This is a genomic window from Streptomyces sp. NBC_01445 (assembly GCF_035918235.1).
Taxonomy (GTDB): domain Bacteria; phylum Actinomycetota; class Actinomycetes; order Streptomycetales; family Streptomycetaceae; genus Streptomyces.
Map to the genome: position 1 here is coordinate 4,559,898 of NZ_CP109485.1, position 22,377 is coordinate 4,582,274.

At 71.5% G+C, this 22,377-nt stretch carries 15 protein-coding genes and 1 pseudogene; 3 read left to right on the plus strand and 13 right to left on the minus strand.

The features are described 5' to 3' along the window. Positions 1 to 41: 41 nt before the first annotated feature. The 8 genes from OG574_RS20690 to OG574_RS20725 form a co-directional block, all read right to left on the minus strand. Complete coding sequence (locus tag OG574_RS20690) at positions 42 to 2,012, minus strand: ABC transporter permease (protein WP_326774447.1); 1,971 nt, start codon at positions 2,010 to 2,012, stop codon at positions 42 to 44. Then, positions 2,012 to 3,229 (minus strand): quaternary amine ABC transporter ATP-binding protein, encoded by a 1,218-nt coding sequence (locus tag OG574_RS20695; RefSeq protein WP_326774448.1) that lies wholly within the window; start codon positions 3,227 to 3,229, stop codon positions 2,012 to 2,014. Before OG574_RS20695 ends, OG574_RS20690 begins: the two co-directional genes overlap by 1 nt. Continuing rightward, positions 3,229 to 4,767, minus strand: a complete 1,539-nt coding sequence (locus tag OG574_RS20700) for a GMC family oxidoreductase (protein WP_326774449.1) — start codon at positions 4,765 to 4,767, stop codon at positions 3,229 to 3,231. The genes OG574_RS20695 and OG574_RS20700 overlap by 1 nt, the downstream gene beginning before the upstream one ends. 102 nt (positions 4,768 to 4,869) lie before the next feature. Continuing rightward, positions 4,870 to 6,372 carry an aldehyde dehydrogenase family protein gene (locus tag OG574_RS20705; RefSeq protein WP_442816837.1) on the minus strand — a complete coding sequence of 501 codons (1,503 nt, stop codon included), beginning with the start codon at positions 6,370 to 6,372 and terminating at the stop codon, positions 4,870 to 4,872. A gap of 335 nt (positions 6,373 to 6,707) precedes the next feature. Further along, positions 6,708 to 7,700 (minus strand): malate dehydrogenase, encoded by a 993-nt coding sequence (locus tag OG574_RS20710; RefSeq protein WP_326774451.1) that lies wholly within the window; start codon positions 7,698 to 7,700, stop codon positions 6,708 to 6,710. Between the two features lie 350 nt (positions 7,701 to 8,050). Continuing rightward, the gene (locus OG574_RS20715; RefSeq protein WP_326774452.1) at positions 8,051 to 9,226 is read right to left on the minus strand and encodes an XRE family transcriptional regulator; all 1,176 of its coding nucleotides are present in this window, start codon (positions 9,224 to 9,226) and stop codon (positions 8,051 to 8,053) included. 625 nt (positions 9,227 to 9,851) lie between these two features. Then, complete coding sequence (locus OG574_RS20720) at positions 9,852 to 10,274, minus strand: DUF3017 domain-containing protein (RefSeq protein WP_326778562.1); 423 nt, start codon at positions 10,272 to 10,274, stop codon at positions 9,852 to 9,854. Positions 10,275 to 10,308: 34 nt separating this feature from the next. Beyond that, positions 10,309 to 11,172, minus strand: coding sequence for a bifunctional methylenetetrahydrofolate dehydrogenase/methenyltetrahydrofolate cyclohydrolase (locus OG574_RS20725; RefSeq protein WP_100594794.1), 864 nt, complete (start codon positions 11,170 to 11,172; stop codon positions 10,309 to 10,311). 235 nt (positions 11,173 to 11,407) lie between these two features. Between OG574_RS20725 and OG574_RS20730 the strand changes: the two genes are divergently transcribed. Continuing rightward, positions 11,408 to 12,049, plus strand: a complete 642-nt coding sequence (locus OG574_RS20730) for a proline-rich domain-containing protein (protein WP_326774453.1) — start codon at positions 11,408 to 11,410, stop codon at positions 12,047 to 12,049. A 653-nt stretch (positions 12,050 to 12,702) separates the two neighbouring features. Here the strand turns inward: OG574_RS20730 and OG574_RS20735 are convergent. From OG574_RS20735 to purN, 3 genes are all read right to left on the minus strand, one after another. Beyond that, positions 12,703 to 14,733: a zinc ribbon domain-containing protein gene (locus OG574_RS20735; protein ID WP_326774454.1), complete on the minus strand. Its 2,031-nt coding sequence runs from the start codon at positions 14,731 to 14,733 to the stop codon at positions 12,703 to 12,705. A gap of 369 nt (positions 14,734 to 15,102) precedes the next feature. Beyond that, complete coding sequence (purH, locus tag OG574_RS20740) at positions 15,103 to 16,665, minus strand: bifunctional phosphoribosylaminoimidazolecarboxamide formyltransferase/IMP cyclohydrolase (RefSeq protein ID WP_326774455.1); 1,563 nt, start codon at positions 16,663 to 16,665, stop codon at positions 15,103 to 15,105. Next, entirely contained in the window at positions 16,662 to 17,327 is a 666-nt protein-coding gene (purN, locus tag OG574_RS20745; protein WP_100594959.1) for a phosphoribosylglycinamide formyltransferase, read from the minus strand. Before purN ends, purH begins: the two co-directional genes overlap by 4 nt. 212 nt (positions 17,328 to 17,539) lie before the next feature. Here purN and OG574_RS20750 point away from each other — a divergent pair, with 212 nt between their 5' ends. Then, positions 17,540 to 18,337: a hypothetical protein gene (locus OG574_RS20750; RefSeq protein ID WP_326774456.1), complete on the plus strand. Its 798-nt coding sequence runs from the start codon at positions 17,540 to 17,542 to the stop codon at positions 18,335 to 18,337. Between the two features lie 485 nt (positions 18,338 to 18,822). Here the strand turns inward: OG574_RS20750 and OG574_RS20755 are convergent. Next, positions 18,823 to 20,073 (minus strand): annotated as a pseudogene (locus OG574_RS20755) (cell division protein PerM); the annotation flags it as partial. A gap of 122 nt (positions 20,074 to 20,195) precedes the next feature. Between OG574_RS20755 and OG574_RS20760 the strand changes: the two are divergent. Further along, the gene (locus OG574_RS20760; protein ID WP_326774457.1) at positions 20,196 to 21,392 is read left to right on the plus strand and encodes a helix-turn-helix domain-containing protein; all 1,197 of its coding nucleotides are present in this window, start codon (positions 20,196 to 20,198) and stop codon (positions 21,390 to 21,392) included. Positions 21,393 to 21,495: 103 nt separating this feature from the next. On the opposite strand, the gene sucD is transcribed toward OG574_RS20760, so the two are convergent. Further along, positions 21,496 to 22,377 (minus strand): succinate--CoA ligase subunit alpha, encoded by an 882-nt coding sequence (gene sucD, locus OG574_RS20765; protein ID WP_326774458.1) that lies wholly within the window; start codon positions 22,375 to 22,377, stop codon positions 21,496 to 21,498.

Genomic DNA, 22,377 nt, shown 5'->3' on the forward strand with positions numbered 1-22,377 from the left:
TGCCCGCACCGGGCGGAAAGATCGAAGTGTTCGCATCGCGATCACGCTCCCTTCTTCGCGCGGCGTTCGGTCGGCTGGGTGACCCGGTCGAGCATGAGGCCGAGACACACGATCGCCGCGCCGCCGACGAGGCCGGTCGCCAGGTCGCCCTGTGCGAGGCCGAACACGACGTCGTAGCCGAGCGCGCCACCGCCCACCAGACCGCCGATGATCACGACGGCGAGGACGAGGACGACACCCTGGTTCACGGCCAGGAGCAGCGCGGGCCGGGCCAGCGGCAGCTGGACCTGGCGCAGTTGCTGCCCGCTCGTCGCGCCCATCGACCGGGCCGACTCCATGGCGGCAGCGTCGACGTGGCGCAGCCCCTGCGTCGTGATGCGGACGACGGCCGGCAGCGCGTAGACGACGGCGGCGGCGACCGCGGGGGCGCGGCCGACGCCGAACAGCGCGACCACCGGGATCAGATACACGAACTGCGGCATCGTCTGGAAGACGTCGAGCACGGGCCTGAGCACGCGTTCGAGTCGCTCGCTGCGCGCGGCCGCGATCCCGACCGCGAAGCCGACGACGAGCGTCACGGCGACGGCCGCGAGCACCTGCGACAGCGTGTCGAGGGACGGCTTCCACACACCGAGGACGCCGATGGCGGCCATGGCGAGCACGGCCGTCGCGGCGGTGCGCCAGGTGCCGATCAGCCAGGCCAGCGCGGCGACGATGAGGAGCACCGACCACCAGGGCAGCCACTGCAGACCGTCGCGGATCGGGTCGAGAACCCAGGTGGTGAAGTGCCCGGCCCAGTCGGCGGTTCCGCCGATGTAGGGGACACCGGAGTAGAGGTGGTCGGTCATCCAGTCGACGGCGTTGTTGACCGGGTCCGCGATGTTCACGGTCCAGGTGTCGGGCCAGTCGATCCGGTCCGCGAGGCGGGCCACGAGGGCGACGACCACCGTGAGAACGGCGGCGACGCCCCAGCCGTACGGGCCGTGCAGGCGGCGGCCGTCGGGTTCGGCGCCGAGGCGCGTTCCCGCCGCGGCCGTCGTGCGGTCCAGGATCACGGCGAGCAGCACGATCGGGATGCCGGCCGCGAGGGCCGCGCCGACGTCCACGGAGGCCAGTGCCTGGTACACGCGGTCACCGAGGCCACCCGCGCCGATCACCGACGCGATGACGGCCATCGAGAGCGCCATCATGATCGTCTGGTTGAGCCCGAGGAGGAGTTGCTTACGGGCGAGCGGGATCCGGGCCGTCAGGAGCCGCTGCCGCGCGGTCGCGCCGAGCGAGGCGACGGCCTCCATCACGCCGCCGTCGGCGCCGCGCAGGCCGAGCGCCGTCAGACGGGCCATCGGCGGGGCGGCGTAGACGACGGTCGCGAGGACGGCCGCGGGCACGCCGATGCCGAACACGAGAACGACCGGCAGCAGATACGCGTACGCGGGAAAGACCTGCATCGTGTCGAGGACGGGCCGCAGCGCACGGTACGTGCGGTCGGAGAGTCCGGCCGCGAGTCCGAGGACCACGCCGAGCACGACCGAGGCGAGAACCGCGACGATCATCAGCGCGAGGGTCTGCATGGTCGGCACCCACATGCCGAACGAGCCGCACACGAGGAGCGCGGCGACGGCGGCCGCCGCGAGCTTCAGGCCCGCGACGCGCCAGGCGATGAGCCCGGCCGCGGCGGTGACGCCGGCCCAGCCGGCCGCGAGGAGCACCAGGTACGCGCCGCGCACGCTCAGGACGACGGCGTTGCTGATGTGGCCGAAGAAGTAGAGGAACAGCGGGTGGCTGTCCCGGTTGTCGATGATCCAGTCACTGGTCTTGCCCAGTGGTTCGGTCAGGTCGACGGTGAGCGCGTGCGGCCAGCTGCCGCTCGCCCACTTGGCGTTCACGATCGGTACGAGGACGGCCGCGACGACGGCGAGCAGCAGGAGCTTGCCGAGGGCGCGGTGGCGCAGAAGCGCGCCGAAGCGCGGGGTGTCCGCCGCGGGGGCGGTGGCGGTACTGGCGGCGGCCATCAGGCGACCTCCTCGCCCGGCGGCGTGACGGGCGCGGGCGCGTCGGCCACGGCCGCACCGGAACCGGACCCGTCAGCCACGGGCGCACCGGAACCGGAGGCGTCGTCCGAGTCGGACCCGGCCACACCCCCGTCTCCGGAGGCCCCCGTCTCCGTCCCCGCCACCACACCCAGCAGCCGCGCATGGTCCACGACCCCCAGGCACCGCCCCTCGTCCATGACCCGCACCGCGAACCCGGTCCTGGCGACCGCCTCGATCGCCTCCGACACGGTCGCGCCGGGCGCGATGGCGGGGCCGCGATCCTGCTCGTCGGCGTCGGCGGGCCGCATCGCGCGGCGCACGGTCATGACCTGCTCGCGCGGCACGTCCCGCACGAACTCGCGTACGTAGTCGTCCGCGGGCGAGCCCACGATCTCCTCGGGCGTGCCCAGCTGCACGATCCGGCCGTCGCGCATCAGCGCGATCCGGTCGCCGAGCCGCAGCGCCTCGTTGAGGTCGTGCGTGATGAAGACCATGGTCCGGCCCTCCTCGCGGTGGAGCCGGATGACCTCCTCCTGCATGTCGCGGCGGATCAGCGGGTCGAGGGCGCTGAACGGCTCGTCGAACAGCAGCACTTCGGGATCGACCGCGAGGGCGCGCGCGAGCCCGACACGCTGCTGCTGACCGCCGGACAGCTGCCCGGGCCGCCGCTGCTCAAGGCCGTCGAGGCCGACCTTCGCGACGACCTCCGCCGCCCTGGCGCGCCGCTCGGCGCGGCCCACGCCCTGGATCTCCAGGCCGTACGCGACGTTGTCGAGCACGGTGCGGTGCGGAAGGAGCCCGAAGTGCTGGAAGACCATGGCGGCGCGGTGCCGGCGCAGTTCGCGCAGGCGCCCCTTGTCCATGCCGAGGACGTCCTCGCCGTCGATGGATATGCCGCCGGAGGTCGGCTCGATGAGCCGGGTCAGGCAGCGTACGAGGGTGGACTTGCCGGAGCCGGAGAGGCCCATGACGACGAAGACCTCGCCCTTGCGCACATCGAAGCTGACGTCGCGCACGGCGGCGGTGCACCCGGTGCGGGCGCGCAGCTCGGCGGCGCTCAGGCCGGCCAGCTCCGCGTCACCCGGCACCCGGTCGGCCTTCGGCCCGAAGACCTTCCACAGGTTGTTCACGGAGAACACCGGCGAACCCGCCTGCGCGTCCGTCGCCTCAGCGTTCGGCATCGTGTTCGTACTCATCACGCATCACCACCCAGCAGCTCGGCACACTTCTCCCCGACCATGAGCACCCCGATCATCGGGTTCACCGCCGGCATCGTCGGGAAGACGGACGCGTCGGCAATGCGGATCGCTTCCAGGCCCCGGATCCTCAACTCCGGGTCCACAACGGCGAGTTCATCATTCCTGGCGCCCATGCGACAGGTCCCGGCGGGGTGGTAGACGGTGTGCGCGACCTTGCGCGCGTACTCGCCGAGCTCCTCGTCGCCCACGACGTCGGGCCCGGGGCACACCTCGCGCTTGAGCCAGCCGGCGAGCGGCTCGGTCTTCGCGATCTCACGCGCGATCCTGATTCCGTCGACCAGCGTCCGGCCGTCGTAGTCGTCCTCGTCCGTGAAGTAACGGAAGTCGAGGGCGGGCTTCTCGGCCGGGTCCGCGCTGGTCAGGTAGAGGCGGCCGCGGCTGCGCGGCTTGGGGATGTTCGGCGTCATCGAGACCCCGTGCTCCGGCCTGACGTAGCCGAGGCGCTCCGGGTTGTCGGTGAACGGGATCTGGTAGAAGTGGAACATCAGGTCCGGCCCGCTCGCCTCCGGATCGCGCTGCACGAAGAGGCCCGCGTCGCTGTCCATGGCGGAGTTGTCGGGGATCGGCCCGTCCGTCTCCCACACGATCACGGACTCGGGATGGTCGAGCAGGTTCTCGCCGACGCCCGGCAGGTCGTGCAGGACCGGAATCCCGAGCTTCTCCAGGTCGGCCTTCGGCCCGATGCCGGAGTGCATGAGCAGCCGGGGCGTGTCGACCGCGCCGGCGCACACGACGACCTCGTGCCGCGCCTCGACGAGCAGCTCCTCACCGTCCTTCGTCCGTACGTGGACACCGCGCGCCCGCGTGCCGTCCATCTCCAGCCGGTACGCCCACGTCTCCAGCAGGAGCGTCAGGTTGGGCCGGTCGCCGGCCTCCATGTGCGGGTGCAGATAGGCGACCGAGGCGCTGGAGCGCTTGTTGTTCTCCGGGTGGTACGCGAGGTCGAAGAAGCCGACGCCGTCCTTGAACGGCGCCTTGTTGAAGCCGTCCACGCGCGGCACGCCCGTGGCGGTCTGCGCGGCGTCGACGAAGTCGCGGGCGATCGCGTTCCGGTCCTTCTCGTCGACCGCCACGATGTTGTTGCGCAGCTTGCCGAAGTACGGGTCCATCGCCTTGTGGTCCCAGCCCTCGGCTCCCGCCGCCGCCCACTCGTCCCAGTCGCCGGGCAGCGGCTTGAACGAGATGAGGGTGTTGTGCGACGAGCAGCCGCCGAGCACCTTGGCGCGGCTGTGCAGGATGTGCGAGTTCCCGCGCGGCTGCTCGGTGGTGGTGTAGCCGTAGTCGAGATCGCCGCCGAGGAGGCCGAGCCAGCGGCGCAGGGTCAGGACGTCGTCGCGGTCGATGTCGCTCGGGCCGCCCTCGATGACGGCGACGGTGACGTCGGGGTTCTGGGTCAGCCGGGACGCAATGACGGACCCGGCGGTGCCACCGCCGACGACGACGTAGTCGTACGTGTTCACGGACTTCTCAGGCATACGTCAACTCCAAGGTTCTGCGCGTAATGGGCGGTGCGAAGTGCGGTTGGTCGGCCCAGCGCGGAAGAAACGGGTGGTCAGCCCGGTGCGAGGGGTGGGTGGTCAGCCCGCGAACCAGCGCACGGGCTTCGGCGCCAGGTTCTGGTAGACGTGCTTGGTCTCGCGGTACTCGGCGAGCCCCGCCGGGCCAAGCTCGCGGCCGATCCCGCTCTTGCCGAAGCCGCCCCACTCCGCCTGCGGGAGGTAGGGGTGGAAGTCGTTGATCCAGATCGTGCCGTGGCGAAGGCGTCCGGCGACACGCCGCGCGCGCCCCGCGTCGGCGGTCCAGACGGCGCCCGCGAGCCCGTACTCGGTGTCGTTGGCGAGCGCGACGGCCTCGTCCTCGGTGCGGAACGTCTCGACCGTCAGGACGGGTCCGAAGACCTCCTCGCGGACGACGCGCATCTCGCGGTGGCACTGGTCGAGGACGGTGGGCTCGTAGAAGTACCCGTCGGCGGGCCGTACTTCACTGGGCTCGGGCCGCTTGCCGCCGCTGCGCAGGACGGCGCCCTCGGCGAGGGCCGACGCCACGTACGACTCGGTCTTGTTGCGCTGCTGCGCGGAGACGAGGGGGCCGCACTCGACGCCGTCCTCGGTGCCGCGGCCGAGCCTGATCTTCTCGGCGCGGCGGGCGAGTTCGGCGACGAAGCGCTCGCGCACGGACTCCTCGACGATGAGCCTGGCACCGGCGGAGCAGACCTGGCCGCTGTGGATGAAGGCGGCGTTCAGTGCCTGGTCGACGGCGGTGTCGAAGCCTTCCTCGGTCTCACAGGAGTCGGCGAAGACGACGTTCGGGTTCTTGCCGCCCAGTTCGAGGGCGATCTTCTTCACGTCGGCGGCCGCGGCCTGCGCGACCTTCGTGCCGCTGATCAGGCCGCCGGTGAAGGAGACGAGGTCGACGTCCGGGTGCTCGGCGAGCCGGGCGCCCACGGTGTGGCCCGGCCCGGTCACGATGTTCGCGACGCCCGCGGGAAGGCCGGCCTCCGCCAGGAGCTCGATGAGGACCACAGTCGTCAGCGGCGTGATCTCACTCGGCTTGATGACGAAGGTGTTTCCGGCGGCGAGGGCCGGGGCGACCTTCCAGCTGGCCTGGAGGAGCGGGTAGTTCCACGGGGTGATCAGGGAGCAGACGCCGACGGGCTCGTGCACGACGACGCTGTGGATCTCGTCGGACCCGGCGTCGACGACGCGCCCGCCGCCCTCTCCGACGACCAGATCGGCGAAGTACCGGAAGGCGTCGGCGACACAGTCGACGTCGACGCGCCCCTCCTCGACGGTCTTGCCCGCGTCGCGGCTCTCGAGCAGACCGATCTTCTCCCGGTCGCGTACGAGGAGATCGGCGACGCGGCGCAGCAGCGCGGCGCGCTCGGCGACGGGCGTCGCCGGCCAGGTTCCCTCGTCGAAGGCGCGGCGCGCGGCGGCCACCGCGGCGTCCGCGTCCTGCGTGCCGCCCTCGGCGATCAGTGCGAACGGCTGGGCATCCGCCGGGTCGAGAATCTCGCGCGTGGCCCCGGAGGCGGCGCTGCGCCACTCTCCGTCCACAAAAATGCTCTGGTTTTCAGACACGTCCCGTTTTGCCTTCCGTTCCCGAACAGTCCCCCTGAACATCGCGGAACTCCCTTTTCACGGGGAGCCTGCGACGTCGGAACCCCCTGCCCCTGGGATCGGAAAGCATGCACAACCCGTGGCTGAAAGTGGTCCGTGTCACGGCATACATGGCGAGTAAGTCCGAAATGTCGCCACTGGCGTCGCTACTCGGGGTACATGCCCCATGCAAACATGCCCTGTACAGACAAGCCGCGCACAAACACCGCGCCCCCGCCTGTCCGGATCGACCGGACGGACGGGGGCGCGGGTGAAGCCGCGTGCAGGTGACCAGAGGTACCTGCGGGACGCGTGGATCAGATGAGGCCGAGCTCGCGGACCGCGGCGCGCTCCTCCTCGAGCTCCTTCACCGACGCGTCGATGCGGGCGCGGGAGAACTCGTTGATGTCCAGGCCCTGGACGATCTCGTACTTGCCGTCCTTGGTGGTGACGGGGAAGGAGGAGATCAGACCCTCCGGGACGCCGTAGGAGCCGTCCGACGGGATACCCATGGAGGTCCAGTCGCCCTCGGCGGTGCCGTTCACCCACGTGTGGACGTGGTCGATCGCGGCGTTCGCGGCCGAGGCGGCCGAGGACGCGCCACGGGCCTCGATGATCGCGGCGCCGCGCTTGGCGACGGTCGGGATGAAGGCGTCGGCCAGCCACTGCTCGTCGCCGCCGATGGCCTCGATGGCCGGCTTGCCCGCGACGGACGCCTGGAAGATGTCCGGGTACTGGGTGGCGGAGTGGTTGCCCCAGATGGTGAGGCGCTTGATGTCCGCGACCGTCGTGCCGGTCTTCTTCGCGAGCTGCGTGAGCGCGCGGTTGTGGTCCAGGCGCGTCATGGCCGTGAAGCGCTCGGCCGGTACGTCCGGGGCGGCGGCCTGCGCGATGAGCGCGTTCGTGTTGGCCGGGTTGCCGACGACGAGGACCTTGATGTCGTCCGCGGCGTTGTCGTTGATCGCCTTGCCCTGCGGCTTGAAGATGCCGCCGTTGGCGGAGAGCAGGTCGCCGCGCTCCATGCCCTTGGTGCGGGGGCGGGCGCCGACGAGGAGGGCGACGTTGGCGCCGTCGAACGCGACGTTCGGGTCGTCCGAGATCTCGATGTTCTGCAGCAGCGGGAAGGCGCAGTCGTCGAGCTCCATGGCGGTGCCCTCGGCGGCCTTGAGCGCCGGGGTGATCTCCAGGAGGCGCAGGTTGACCGGCACGTCCGCGCCGAGCAGCTGGCCGGAGGCGATGCGGAAGAGCAGTGCGTAGCCGATCTGGCCGGCTGCGCCGGTGACGGTGACGTTCACGGGAGTGCGGGTCATGGCGTTCTCCGTATGACAGCAGGGCTTTTTTTGATCGATCTCTCGGCATCAAGAGATCCGCCCGTCAGGCTATCGCGCCCCGGACCCCCCGCACCTCCGGGTGCATGTGGCCCGCCCCACAGAACACCCGCTCCCCTCGACCGGAACAGGTGACGCGGAGCGAGAGGTGACGCAACGGCAGGCGGCCGCCTGCTCGGGAGAGGTGGGCAGACGGCCGCCTGTGGGGGGTGCCACTTGGTGACTACTCCCGTGGGGGTACTGCTCCGCCTGCCCCGGTCCGGGGCAGGCATGCCCCCATCTCGCAATGAATTCCGCGGCACCTCCGCCACGGTCCCGCGCTGCGCCCGTCCCTACTGCGTGCAGCCCTGCCGGCCCGCCTTCAGCGTCGCGCAGGCCTTCGCCTCGCTCGCCTTCGTGACGGCCACCATCGGGGTGTACGCGTCGAAGTCCGCGTTGACCGTGCCCTTCTGCACACCGGTGGTGCCGGCCTGCTGGATCCGGACCTCGTCGCCCGGCGCCGCCTGCGTGATACGCGCCCACGCGGCCCCGCACGTCTTGCTGTAGCGGACCTCGATCTTGGCCTGGCCGACGAGCACGGAGTCCGTGGTCCGCGCGAACTCGCCGCCGCAGCCCATCGCCTCGGGGTCCTTGCCGGTGCAGTCCTTGCCGCTGCACTCAACTCCCGCGGGCAGTTCGGGGGCGCTGCTGGTCGGCGTCGCCTCCGGCTTCGCGTCCTCGTCCTTGCCGCCCTTGCCCGCGTCCGTGAGGTACACGGCCGCGGCGATGACGACGAGCGCGCCCACGACGCCCGCGAGGAACATCGCCAGCCGGCGCTTGCGCCGCTGCCTGTCCGGCGAACCGCCGCCCGTCCCCGGCTGCCCGGCCGGTCCGCCACCGCCGCCGCCCGCGTAGGCCCCCGCGTTCGCGTAGGCCCCCGCCCCGCTCGCGTACGGAACGCCTTCCCCGGCGCGCTCCCCCGGACGGAACCCCTGCTCCCTCTCACTCCCGTACGGCACCGAGTCCGCCAGGGGAGCCTGCCCCTGTGGCGGCACGGTCGGCGCGACGCCCGCGGGCCCCGCGACGCCGGTCGTGCCGCCGCCGGACGGCCTGGCCGCCGTCCTGCCGCCGCCGCCCGCGCCCCCGCTGCCGTTCTTGCCGTTCTTGCCGTTCTTCGTGGCCGTCGGCCCGAACTCCCCGAGCGCTGCGCGCGCCTGGGAGATCCGTATCGCCTCCATCGTCATGTCGTGACGCATCTCGGAGCGGCTCCAGGCGCGCTCCGCGAGCTCCCACATGGTGGTCAGATGGACCGGATTGGTGCCCGTCACCTCGGCCAGGGTCACGATCGCGCGCTTCGGCGCGAGCAGCCGGCCGTTCAGATACCGCTCCCAGGACGTCTTGCTGTACCCGGTGCGGTCCGCGACCGCGGCGATGCTCAGACCGCTGCGGTCGACGAGCCTGCGGAGCTGGCTTGCGAACTCCCTGACCTGCGGGTCGAGTTCATCCGGTAGCGCCCTCCAACGAGGCATTGCTTCCCCCTATTCCCCCCGTACGTGCCCTGATCCCCCGCGCCGCACCGCACCCCTCGCGCTGCCCTCGGCCGGCGTTGGCTTCACCGGCCCACTCTGGCTACCCAGTGGGATGCGCGAAGCCAGGATGTCAGTTCCGGGGGCGGGGGCGCACGGGGGCATTCGATGGCGTTCGACCCGCCGGCGTGCACCGTTGCACGACCGGAGGCCCGCGGTCCAGTGTCCCACCGGGGTCCCCCACCCCCTCGCGGAACCCCGAACGCCCCAGCTCAGCGCCTGGGTCGCCCCGGACCGTCCCGATTGCCCACGTTAGCCCCGCTGTTGAGGCAGCTGACGGTAAATCCGCGAACTTGTCGATACATCAACACACTTCGACACAGGAGGAATGACGCATTACGGGAAGCGCCCGGCAGACCGATCGTTGCCGTCCTCGCACACCGTGGCGGAATGGTCACTTCCGTGCCACAGCGGCCCACTCAACCTTGAAGCCCACCTGACGCGTCCATGACTCTGGTGACCACGGCAGGGAGATCTCCTCGGAAGGACTCCGGCCCCAAAGAACGGCGGCGCCCGTCCTCCCTCGGGGGAGAGGACGGGCGCCGCCTTTGTGCGTGCGCTGCGGGCGTCAGCTGATCGTGAAGTGCAGCGTGTCGTTCAGGAACGGGATGACCAGGATGGGATTCGGCTCCACCATCAGCGCGAGCAGCACGATGACGACGCCCAGGAACCCGTACGTCACCATGTCGGTGAAACGGGAGCGCACCGCGAGCATGCCCACGGACGGGAGCGTCCAGCGCAGTACCGCACCGCCGATCAGGGCGACGCCGATCAGCAGCGTCCCGACGCGGAACACGTCGAACGCGGTGAGCAGCAGTCCGACGCCCACCAGCGAGATCACCGCGAGGATCGGCCACTGGCGCGCCGGGGCCGGGGCGTCACCCGGCGCCGCGCGACCGCCGCCCTCGGGGCGCGCGGTGTCCCTGGTGAAAAGCGGGAACCGGCGCGAGGCACGCCGCGGCTTCCCTTCGGCGTCCGGGGCCGACACCACACCCTCGGCGCCTTCCGGGGTGCCGGCGCCGGCGTCAGCCGACACCGTTCGCGTTCCGTTCGGCGGCCTCGACAACGTTCACGAGGAGCTGGGCACGGGTCATGGGGCCGACGCCGCCCGGGTTCGGGGAGATCCACCCGGCGACCTCGGTGACGCCCGGGTGCACATCGCCGACGATCTTGCCGTTCTCGTCACGCGAGACGCCGACGTCGAGCACGGCGGCGCCCGGCTTGATGTCCTCGGGCTTGATCAGGTGCGGGACCCCCGCGGCGGCCACGACGATGTCGGCGCGCTTGAGGTGGGCGGCCAGGTCACGGGTGCCGGTGTGGCACTGGGTGACCGTCGCGTTCTCGGACTTGCGGGTGAGCAGCAGCGGCATCGGGCGGCCGATGGTGACGCCGCGGCCGACGACCACGACCTCCGCGCCGTTGATCTCCACACCGTGCTCGCGCAGCAGCGTGATGATGCCGAAGGGGGTGCAGGGCAGCGGCGCCGGCTCGTTCAGGACGAGGCGGCCGAGGTTCATCGGGTGCAGGCCGTCCGCGTCCTTGGCCGGGTCCATCAGCTCCAGGATGCGGTTCTCGTCGATGCCCTTGGGCAGCGGGAGCTGGACGATGTAGCCGGTGCAGGCGGGGTCCTCGTTGAGCTCGCGGACGACCGCCTCGATCTCCTCCTGCGTGGCGGTGGCCGGCAGGTGGCGCTGGATGGAGGCGATGCCGACCTGGGCGCAGTCGCGATGCTTGCCCGCGACGTACTTCTGGCTGCCCGGGTCCTCACCGACCAGGACGGTGCCGAGGCCGGGCGTGACGCCCTTCTCCCTCAGGGCCGCCACACGGGCGGACAGATCGGACTTGATCGTGGCTGCGGTGGCCTTGCCATCGAGAATCTGGGCGGTCATGCCCCCATCTTCGCGGATGGGACCGCCCCGGTTCCAATCCGGGCGTCCCAGCTTGATCACCGTTGTTGCACTTCCACAACGCATACGGAATGCGGCTGGACAAATAAGCCGCACCTAAAGAACCATGAGCGGCAACAGTGCCGCGGGCAGTACCGGGGGGACGACCGCTCTGTAGACCTTTCCTCCACTTGGTGCCGCGCGTTGTCCCCGCACTAAGGCAACGGAGGAAAAAGCCATGAGTTTCGGCGACCCGAACAACCCCTACGGTCCGCCGCAGGGTCAGCCCGGCCAGCAGCCGGGCTACCCGCCGCAGGCACCCCAGGCGCCCCAGGGCCAGCCCGGCTACGGATACCCGCAGGCACCGCAGGGCGTCCCGCCGCAGCAGGGCTACGGCTACCCGCAGGGCCAGCCCGCGTACCCCGGCTTCCCCGGCGGCAACCAGATGCCGATCGAGATGCCCGGCCTGATGAAGACCGCGCGTGTGCTCCTCTTCATCCTCGCCGGCTTCCAGCTCCTGATCGGCATCATCCTGGGCGTCACCGTCGGCGCCGCCCAGGACGTGTCCAACGGCGTCGGCTCGGGCGACGCCACGGACACGCTGGCCGGGCTCGGGTTCCTCTTCGCCGCCCTCATGGTGGCCCTCGGCGCCCTGTCGATCTTCCTGGGCGTGAAGTTCAAGAACGGCGGCAGCGGCATCCGCATCACGACGATCGTCTACGCGTCGCTGATGATCATCGGTGGCCTCGTGAACCTCGTCAACGGCGGCGGCGGTTCGGCGACCTTCGGCGGACTCATCTCGCTCGCCATCGCCGGCATCATCCTCGGCTCCATGGTGAACAGCGCCGCGACCACCTGGTTCAACCGCCCGCGCTACTGATCGCGCTCGCGGCGAACCAGGGGTTTCCCGCCGTCACCCGTAAGGGCCGCGCTCTCCCGTCACAAGGGGAGCGCGGCCCTTCGCCGTCCCCCTAGGCTGTCGGGTTGTCCGGCTGGGAGAGGACTGGCTTTTGTACAGCATCGTCGTCGTGCCCCCACAGACCGAACCACCGTGCAGGGAAGCCCAGTTCAGGCTCGTTCCGGTGAGCGGCTCACCTTCTGTCCGTGCGGTCGGCCGCTACACCTGCGTGGTCTCCGGCCGGCTCCGGGAACCGGCCGAACTCCCGGGAAACCGCTGGGTCCTGATCGCCACCGGATACGTCACCTCCGCCGAGCGCGTAAACATGTCGCACCGGGGCCCGCGAAGCGCAGGGCCTTCGCGGCACGGATGGAGCACTACCTCAAGGAGTACACCCGCGCGGCGGCCGGTGACTCTCGCAGATCTGAGGTACCGGCGCGCGGCGGCCGCTGGGACGGTGACTCCACTCCACCGACTCGGTGGACGGAAGTCTCCATTCCCCCACCGGAACGTTCTCGAAGGCCACGCTGAACTGCGGCTACGGCCACCTGTGCATGACGGGCAACGGCACGAACTTCGACTTCTACAAGTGTCAGCGCTGGACGTCCACAACTGGACCGGGGACGGCCCGTTCATCAACCACCAGACGCCCGGCACCGTCGCCAAGTTCTACAACAAGGACGGCATCCGGTGGACGTCGAGGGCCTACGAGTCCGGCCGGGCGACGTGGGACCCGATCTGGTCCCTCCAGCCCTGCGGAGCGTCTCTAACCAGCTAAGCGATCCCATGTCAGACGTGGTGTCTGGCAACGGGATCGCCCACCGTGGTGGGGTGGCGTGGGCGTGCAGGTGGAAGCCCGCGCCCAGTGCCGCTCCTCGTGGCTGGTGCCGGTTGGTGGGTGTGCTGATCGTTGTCACGCCCTGGTGCCGGTGGGCTGCGCGGGGCAGCCGGGTCCGGTCCGTGTGAGCGTGTCCCTCCGGACGCTTGCCCGCCGGACCTGTGGGTCTGGTGGGGGAGGGTGTCCGGCGTCGCCTGGGCGTCGGACGTGTGGCTCGAGGCCGGGTGGGGCCGGTCTTGGACCGGTCGTTCCGGCTGGTCTTGTCGGCACTCGGCGTGATGACTGCACGGGTTTCGAGCTTGTCCACCACCGCGCGGATCACCATCGCGCCCCTGGCGCGGTCGGTGACGGTCTTGGTCTGGTGGGTGAGGCCGCGTGCCGCGATACGTCGCCACGCGCCGTGGTCGCGGTCGCCCTGCCACAGGCAGGAGGGGCAGAGGGCCCATTTCCAGCCGGGCGTGGTGGGCCGGTCGGGGGCTTTGCGGTGCCGCAGCGGGGTGAGGCACTGGGGGCAGTGCTTGGAAGTGTTGCGCGCCGGGACGGTGACGACGGCGATACCTACTTCGGCGGCGAGGTGGCGCATGCGGACCACGATCTGCCCGCGCACCTGCTGGGAGAGGCGGGTGTTCAAGGTACGGCCCATACCCTTGGCTTCCATCGACCGCAGGTCTTCGACATAGATCACCGTGGCCGAGGCGGTGATGGCCTGATCCACCGTCCAGCGGGCGGCAGCCCACGCCAGAGCGTCGTTGAGGTGGGCACGCCGGTCGCAGACATGCCGGATCTCGTCCCGCAGGATGTGGTGCCTGCCCGTCAAGGCGTGCTGTTCGTCTCCTGCGGTGAGCCGTTCGTAGTGGTCGGCCTTGGTGTGCAGGTGCTCGGACAAACGGCGCAGGCGGTGCTGTCTGGCGAGGATACCGGCTGCCCGGAACTGTCCGCCGGAGCCGAGGGCGGTGATCTGGCCGTCGTCGTGCAGGCGCGCGGCACCGACGGACAGCAGGGTGTTCAGGCCCCAGTCCACGCCCAGCGCGATGGTGTGCCCGGTCCGCCGCGTCCTGGGGACGGCGTGGGTGTAGGCGAGATCGGCACGGACTTGGCCGCCGTTCACGCGCAGGGTGGGCAGGTGGACAACCGCGCCAGCAGGGACAGTCGGGGGAAGCGTGATCGGGCAGGCCACCCAGGTCCAGTCCTTGTAGGAGGCGGGATCGGGGCGGGTGGGGAGCTGGAGGCGCAGCAGTGCGCGGCCTGGCTCGTCGGTGCGTTCGATGGTGGCCTGCTGCCCGTCGCACGCCGAGAGCAGCAGCATGCGTGCGATGCGGGGCGTGGCCTCCAGCTCGAACACATCGAGCGGCATCCGGCCCGTCATCCGGACGAACGCCGTCACCTGCCGAGTACGGGATTTGATCACATTCGACGGCAGGAACTGCCCGCCCGGCACCGCCCCGCGCACCGCGGCCCACTCCTCGGCAGTCCGCCTGTCCGGGGCACCCGGCCACGTAGTGAGGACCCCGGCCGTCAGGTCGGCACGCCACTTCGCCGCCCGCAGCACGCGCCCGGCCTGCTCCTGGGCCATCCGCACGATCCGGTCATTGGCCTTGACACCCCCGGCCGGTGCGGTGGTCCAGCCCAGACGGCGCAGCGCCATCCACGCGTTCGACGGCAGCGCCCGGCCCCCGGCATCCTCACCCGAGGCCAACACGTCCACATCGGCGCAATTCCAGTGCCGGGCCAGCAGGTCGGCGGCCATCACGGACACCAGACCGGCAGCCCATCCCACCCGCTCCGCCAGCACCGCTGCGGCGAGGACCTCGCCAGTTCTCTCATCCACCCCGGTACGCAGCAGGCTACGGGCACACGCGGTACGGGACGTCTCACCCTCACCGAGCGGAAGCCTCCGACTCACCCCCGCCCCTCCCTTCCCGCCCCCAGTGCTGTCATCCAATCAACGACACCCATGAGAAAAGGTCACGCATTCGATCTACGCACCCACATACGACACCGAGACCGCTAATGGACACACGGCATGACGCCGGCCCACGACACATCACTACGGATCCCAGAGGAAACAGGTGAGCCTGACAGCCACGGGCGACAGGGCCGACAGGGCCGACAGGGCCGACAGGTCACGGCACACGACCGCGGGCCGTGCCTTCACGGGGGAAGGCACGGCCCGCGGTCGTGTGCTGCTCGCTGAGACCTAGTGGAAGAAGTGGCGCGTGCCGGTGAAGTACATCGTCACGCCCGCCTTCTTCGCAGCCTCGACGACCTGCTCGTCACGGATGGAACCGCCGGGCTGGACGATCGCCTTCACACCGGCGTCGATCAGGATCTGCGGCCCGTCCGGGAACGGGAAGAACGCGTCCGACGCGGCGAACGAACCGCGCGCCCGCTCCTCGCCGGCCCGCTCCACGGCCAGCTTGCAGGAGTCGACGCGGTTGACCTGGCCCATGCCGACGCCGACCGAGGCGCCGTCCTTGGCCAGCAGGATCGCGTTGCTCTTCACCGCGCGGCACGCCTTCCAGGCGAACGCCAGCTCGTCGAGCTCGCCCGGGGACAGCGCGTCGCCCGTCGCGAGGGTCCAGCTCGCCGGGTTGTCTCCGTCGGCCTGGACGCGGTCGGTGACCTGGAGGAGCGCGCCGCCGTCGATCTGCTTCGTCTCGACGAGCGCCGACGGGCCCTGGTGGGCGCGCAGCACGCGGATGTTCTTCTTCTTGGTGAGGGCCTCGAGCGCGCCGTCCTCGTACTCGGGCGCGACGATGACCTCGGTGAAGATGTCCGCGACCTGCTCGGCCATCTCCTTCGTCACCGGCCGGTTGACGGCGATGACGCCGCCGAATGCGGACATCGGGTCACAGGCGTGCGCCTTGCGGTGCGCCTCGGCGACGCTCGACGCGACCGCGATGCCGCACGGGTTGGCGTGCTTGATGATCGCGACGCACGGGTCGTCGTGGTCGTACGCGGCACGGCGCGCGGCGTCCGTGTCTGTGTAGTTGTTGTACGACATCTCCTTGCCGTGCAGCTGCTCGGCCTCCGCGAGACCGCCGGTGCCGTCGACGTAGAGGGCGGCGGCCTGGTGCGGGTTCTCGCCGTAGCGCAGGACGTTCTTGCGCCCGTACGTCGCGCCGAGGAACTCGGGGAGGCCGCTCTCGTCGGCGGCCGCGTAGCCGTCGGCGAACCAGGACGCGACCGCGACGTCGTACGCCGCCGTGTGCTGGAAGGCCTCGCCGGCGAGGCGCTTGCGGGCGGTCAGGTCGAAGCCGCCGTCGCGAACGGCCGACAGGGCGTCGGCGTACCGGGCGGGGCTGGTGACGACGGCCACCGACGGGTGGTTCTTGGCGGCGGCGCGCACCATCGAGGGGCCGCCGATGTCGATCTGCTCGACGCACTCGTCGGGAGTGGCGCCCGAGGCGACGGTCTCCTTGAAGGGGTACAGGTTCACGACGACGAGCTGGAAGGGCTCCACGCCGAGCTCGGCGAGCTGGCGCTGGTGGTCCTCCAGGCGCAGGTCGGCGAGGATGCCCGCGTGGATCTTCGGGTGCAGCGTCTTGACGCGCCCGTCGAGGCACTCGGGGAAGCCCGTGAGCTCCTCGACCTTGGTGACGGGCACTCCGGCGGCGGCGATCTTCGCAGCGGTCGAGCCGGTCGACACCAGCTCCACGCCCGCCTCGTGCAGCCCGCGCGCGAGGTCTTCCAGACCGGTCTTGTCGTAGACGCTGACGAGCGCCCGGCGAATGGGCCGCTTGTTGCTCTCGGCGGTCACTGGATAACTACCTTTCGTCCCTCAATGCGATAGCCGTTGCGGGCCAGACGCCCCACGACATCGACGAGCAGCCTGCGCTCGACTTCCTTGATGCGCTCGTGCAGAGCGCTCGCGTCGTCCTCGTCCCGGACCTCGACCACGCCCTGGGCGATGATCGGGCCGGTGTCGACGCCGTCGTCGACGAAGTGGACGGTGCATCCGGTGACCTTGGCGCCGTACGCGAGCGCGTCGCGCACACCATGGGCTCCGGGAAAACTGGGGAGCAGGGCGGGGTGCGTGTTCACGAACCGCCCGCCGAACCGGGCGAGGAACTCCTTGCCCACGATCTTCATGAACCCGGCCGAGACCACGAGGTCCGGCTCGTACGCCGCCGTGGCCTCGGCGAGCGCCCGGTCCCACTCCTCGCGGGTGGCGAAGTCCTTCACCCGGCAGACGAAGGTGGGCAGCCCGGCGCGCTCGGCGCGCTCGAGCCCGGCGATGGAGTCACGGTCGGCGCCGACGGCCACGATCTCGGCGCCGTAACCCTCCGCGCCCTCGGCCGCGAGGGCGTCGAGCAGAGCCTGCAGATTCGTGCCTGATCCGGAGACCAGCACGACGAGCCGCTTGGCCACAGCGAGGGCCTTTCTCGGGAGTGCGTTTGTAGGGTCGCACAAAGGCTTCATGGTTCCCGATACGGGGAACTCTACGAAGCGGTCGACCGTCAGCAACGATACCGGCACATGGAGCGGCCCCCACGGGACGGGGGCGCGGCCGGAAGGTAGCGTCTGTGGCGGATTCGCCACCGAAGGAACGCCGCCCGCTTGCGGGGCGTTCACTTGAGAACGGGCTCGCCCGCAGCCGCGCCACGATCGATCTAGGGGAAGACGCACACCTGATGCCGGACCGAAGCCTCCGCCTGCCGCTGCTGCCCGCCGGCTCGACCCTGTTGCGCGAAGGCCGTCCCACGCCTCCTCCGCCCCAGGACACACCGCCCAAGTCCTCCGATTCCTCCAAGCCGTCCAAGCCGTCCAAGGACGACAACCCGTTCGCGCCGCCGCCGGAGGGCTCGCCCGACCGCCCGTGGCAGCCGCGCCGCCCCGAGGGCGGTCAGGACGGCCAGGGCGACGGGTCGGGCGGGGACCGGAACCCGTGGGGCGGTCAGTGGAGCGACCGGCAGCCGGGCCGCGCCCAGGGCGGCCGCTTCGGCGACCGTCCCGGCCAGGGCGGCGGTCCGGGCGGTCAGGGCGGACCCGAAGGCCCCCAGGGGCCCGGCTCCGGCATGCGCTGGGACCCGACGGACCCGGCCCAGCGCCGCGCTCGCTACGCACTGCTCTCCGGCATGTGGGGCTTCTTCTTCGCACTGTTCAGCTGGCCTTACGTGGCTCTGCTGCTCGGCGCGCTCGCCCTGTACTGGGGCATCACCGCCCTGCGCGCCAAGCCCCGCACGCCGAACCCGGACGCCCCGGCGCCCACCGGTCCCGCCGCCGGTTCGAGACCGCAGACCACGGCGGCCGTCAGCGGCCTGGTCACCGGCTCCCTCGCCCTGGCCCTGGTCGCCGCCACGTTCACGGCCCAGCTGGTCTACAGCGACTACTACACGTGCGTGAACGACGCGCTGACCAGCGCGTCCCAGAAGGCGTGCAACGACAAGCTCCCGAAGGAACTGCGCACACTGCTCGGCACGCGCGACTAGGGAGTGTCCAGCGGGCGGGGCTCTTCGGGGGCCGCGCCCGGGCCCCTGTTCGAGCCCGCCTCAGGTTCCGTGTCCCTGCTCGTGTCGGACGCCTCCTTGAGCGCTGCCCAGCGCGCTTCCCTCGTGGCCTCGCCCGGCCAGGCGTCGCCCGCCCGGACGGGCCCGTCCGGGAAGGGGAAGGGGTCCACGGAGAAGGGGTCGGCGGAGAACGGGTCCGCGGGGAAGAAGTCGTACGGCTCGAACGCGGCGTCGCCCGACGGGGTCCTCCCGGCCTGCGCCGCCCCCTCCCGGCGCCGTCGCGGCAGCCAGTTCCTCGGCGACGGGATCCGGGGGCGCCGCCACCACGACGGGGCCCGCTCCTCGAGGGATTCCTCGGTCCGCTCCTCGGCCCGCTCCTCAGCCGATTCCCCGGCCCGTTCCCCGCCCGTTTCGCCGACCCGCTCATCGCGCGGCACCCTGACCCGCCACGCCCGCAGCCCCACGGTCACCGGCACCCCCACCAGCGCCGTCCATCCCGCCGCCGCGAGCCCGGTCAGCCACCCCACGGGTCCGAACTCCGCGAGCCCCGCGACGCCCATCGGACCGCCGGCCGCCACCGCGAGCCCCGCGAAGGCCAGCCCGCACAGCACCGCCGCGACGCCCGCCGCCATCGCCGTACGCCCCCGCGACCACGCCTCGTCCCGCTCCCCGTGCCGGGGCGCCGCCGCCCCCGCCACGAACCACGCCACCGTCAGCCCGGCCACGACCGGCACCGCGCCCGCCGACCAGTTGAGCGTCGACCCGGGGCCCGGCTCCGGCACCGCCGCGAGCAGCGGGAAGGCGGGCAGCAGCGGCCCCGACGACACCCCGAGCGGCCCGGCCACACTCCCCCCGCCGAGCGCGAAGCCGGGACCGAGCGCGTACGCGGCGCCCCACACCGCCGCGTTCGGCACCAGCGCGGCGGCCAGCAGGAGCACCGCGGCCCGTCCCGACCACACGTCCGTGAGCTGCTCGAACGAATGCCGCACCGCCTCGGCGTGCCACAGCGTCGACGCCGCCACGACCAGCGCGCCGCCCGCCACGAGCACGAGCGCCCCGGCGGCCGCGGCCCGCGCGGCGACCGGCAGCAGACGGCGTACGAACACCTCGCGCTCGCCGTCCTGGACGGCGTCGAGACGATGGCGCCGGAGCGCGGGCAACGGGATGCGCGGGCGGCCGTGGGCCGTCCAGATCCCGGCGCCCGCGGCGGCCACGGCGACGACCGTCAGATGCGCGGTGACGCTCGGCCAGGACGGCCGCAGCTCACCGTCCGACGCGTAGAACGCGGCGCCGCCGCCCACCAGCAGATAGCCGATCACGATCCCGCCCCACGCGGTCCGCCAGGCCGTCTGCGGCGCGTCCCCGTCGTCGGCGCCCTCCACCGCGTCACGCGCCGCGCGGTGCAGCAGCCACACCGGAATCACCAGAAGGAGCAGTGGCGCGACGCCGATCGGCGCCGGGGTCCCCGAGAGCGTGTCCGTCCTGACGACCTCGGCGCCGTGCGCGAGCAGCCACAGCGCGGCGGCGGCGTGCAGGGCCCCGCCGGGACCGCTGTCCGGGTAGGGCGAGCTGATCCACAGCACCATGACGAGCACGGCGGACGAGCCGAGCCCGAGGCCGGCCGCGACGACCCCGCCGAACAGGCAGGCGGCGGGCCCCGGGGAGCGGTCACGCACGCGGGAGAGCAGGAGCGGCAACGACAGGCCACGGTCGGTCATTTGGGTCACGCGGCCATGCTCCCAACGACGCACGCTTTATTCGTGTAACAGGCGAAGACCGGATGTGTCGCTCAAGATACGTTTATGCACTTATTCACGCGAAAGGGTGTGTGGAGTCCCCTATGACGCAGAGCCCCGCCTCCCCGCTGCCAGCCCCCAACGAGCGCCGCAAGCTCCGCGAGTCGAAGTCCCTGACTCAGGCTCAGGTCGCCGCGCAAGTGGGCGTCACCCGGGAAACGTTCCGCTCCTGGGAATCCGGCCGGACCACCCCGAGGGGCCGCCAGGGGGAGGCGTACGCGACGTTCCTGGCGGACATCGAGGCGGAGAGACAAGCGCCGGCCGCCAAGGCAACAGTCACCGCCAAGGCAGCAGCCACCGCCACGACAGCCCCCGCCCGGACCAGACGCTCCGTCGGACGCCGGGACTCCGCCCCGCTCGACCGGGGCCAGGAGCGCGGCGGACGGTGGGGGCGACCCGCGGCCACAGCGGAAGCGGGCGGGAGCCCGAGCCCGACGGAGTCCCCGAAGGGCGCCACCGAGGCCTTCGACCGGCTCTACACCCACGCGGCCCCGGGTCTGGTCCGCCAGACCTACCTCCTCACCGGCCGCCGCACCCTCGCCAGGGAGTCCGTGGAGCGCGCCTTCCAGTTCGCCTGGCAGCGCTGGCCCGAGGTCGCCGTGGACCGCGACCCCGTCGGCTGGGTCAGGGCCGCCGCGTACGAGTACGCCATGTCGCCCTGGCACCGGCTCCGCCCGAGCCACCGGCACCCCGAGGCGCCGCCCGCCGACGCCGCCCACCGCGCGCTGCTCGACGTACTCCTGAGCCTGCCGTCCTCGTACCGCCGCACCCTGCTGCTCTACGACGGGGTCGGGCTCGATCTGCCCGAGACCGCCGCCGAGACGGAGGCCACCACGCCCGCTGCGGCGAAGCGGCTGCTCCACGCGCGGGAGGCCGTGGCCGAGCAGCTGCCCGCCCTCGCCGTACCCGACCAGCTCCACCGGCGCCTGACCGAACTCGCGGGCGCCGAGAAGCTCCAGGCGCCCAAGTCGACCCTGGTCCGCACGGAGGGCGAGCGCCGGACCCGCTTCTGGACCCGCTCGGCCATTGCCTTCACCGTCCTGATCGTCGGCGCGACGGCCCTCACGCTGCGCACCGCGCCGACCCGTTACGAACCGATCCCCGCCCCCGGCTCCATGATCACCGGAGTACCGCCGCGGACGGGGCCGGGACCGCTCACGCAGGCGGACAAGAAGCTGCGCGACAAGCTGCACAAGTCGACGCAGAGCAGCCCTCACCGCCTCGCCCCCGCGGCCGACTGAGCCCCGACGGGCTTCCCGTACCGGGTTCCCGTGCAGACGCGACGACAGTGGGCCCGCACCCCCGAAAGGGTGCGGGCCCACTGATGTCAGGCAGGTGGCGGAACTACGAGAGCAGCTCGCGCGCCAGCTTGGCCGTCTCGGTCGGCGTCTTGCCGACCTTCACGCCGGCGGCCTCGAGGGCCTCCTTCTTGGCCTGTGCGGTGCCAGAAGAGCCGGACACGATCGCGCCCGCGTGACCCATCGTCTTGCCCTCGGGGGCGGTGAAGCCCGCGACGTAGCCGACGACCGGCTTGGTGACGTGCTTGGCGATGTAGTCCGCCGCACGCTCCTCGGCGTCGCCGCCGATCTCGCCGATCATGACGATCAGGTCGGTGTCGGGGTCGGCCTCGAACGCCTCGAGGGCGTCGATGTGCGTCGTACCGATGACCGGGTCGCCACCGATGCCGACGGCGGACGAGAAGCCGAGGTCACGGAGCTCGTACATCATCTGGTACGTCAGCGTGCCGGACTTCGAGACCAGGCCGATGCGGCCCGGCTTCGTGATGTCGCCCGGGATGATGCCGGCGTTCGACTGGCCCGGGGTGATGAGACCGGGGCAGTTCGGGCCGATGATGCGGGTCTTGTTGCCCTTCGACTTCGCGTACGCCCAGAAGGCGGCGGAGTCGTGGACGGCGATGCCCTCGGTGATCACGACAGCGAGGGGGATCTCGCCGTCGATCGCCTCGACGACGGCGGCCTTGGAGAAGGCCGGCGGCACGAAGAGGACGGAGACGTTGGCGCCCGTCTTCTCCATGGCCTCCTTGACCGTGCCGAAGACCGGGACCTCGGTGCCGTCGAAGTCGACGGAGGTGCCGGCCTTGCGCGGGTTCACGCCGCCGACGATGTTCGTGCCGTCACCGAGCATGAGCTTGGTGTGCTTCATGCCCGTGGCACCGGTCATGCCCTGGACGATGACCTTGCTGTCCTTGGTGAGGAAGATAGCCAT

Coding starts and splice junctions, on each gene's coding strand:
- OG574_RS20690 (WP_326774447.1), bottom strand. CDS start 2,012: ATGGCCGCCGCCAGTACCGCCACCGCCCCCGCGGCGGACACCCCGCGC.
- OG574_RS20695 (WP_326774448.1), bottom strand. CDS start 3,229: ATGAGTACGAACACGATGCCGAACGCTGAGGCGACGGACGCGCAGGCG.
- OG574_RS20700 (WP_326774449.1), bottom strand. CDS start 4,767: ATGCCTGAGAAGTCCGTGAACACGTACGACTACGTCGTCGTCGGCGGT.
- OG574_RS20710 (WP_326774451.1), bottom strand. CDS start 7,700: ATGACCCGCACTCCCGTGAACGTCACCGTCACCGGCGCAGCCGGCCAG.
- OG574_RS20715 (WP_326774452.1), bottom strand. CDS start 9,226: ATGCCTCGTTGGAGGGCGCTACCGGATGAACTCGACCCGCAGGTCAGG.
- OG574_RS20725 (WP_100594794.1), bottom strand. CDS start 11,172: ATGACCGCCCAGATTCTCGATGGCAAGGCCACCGCAGCCACGATCAAG.
- OG574_RS20730 (WP_326774453.1), top strand. CDS start 11,408: ATGAGTTTCGGCGACCCGAACAACCCCTACGGTCCGCCGCAGGGTCAG.
- purN (WP_100594959.1), bottom strand. CDS start 17,327: ATGAAGCCTTTGTGCGACCCTACAAACGCACTCCCGAGAAAGGCCCTC.
- OG574_RS20750 (WP_326774456.1), top strand. CDS start 17,540: ATGCCGGACCGAAGCCTCCGCCTGCCGCTGCTGCCCGCCGGCTCGACC.
- OG574_RS20760 (WP_326774457.1), top strand. CDS start 20,196: ATGACGCAGAGCCCCGCCTCCCCGCTGCCAGCCCCCAACGAGCGCCGC.
- sucD (WP_326774458.1), bottom strand. CDS start 22,377: ATGGCTATCTTCCTCACCAAGGACAGCAAGGTCATCGTCCAGGGCATG.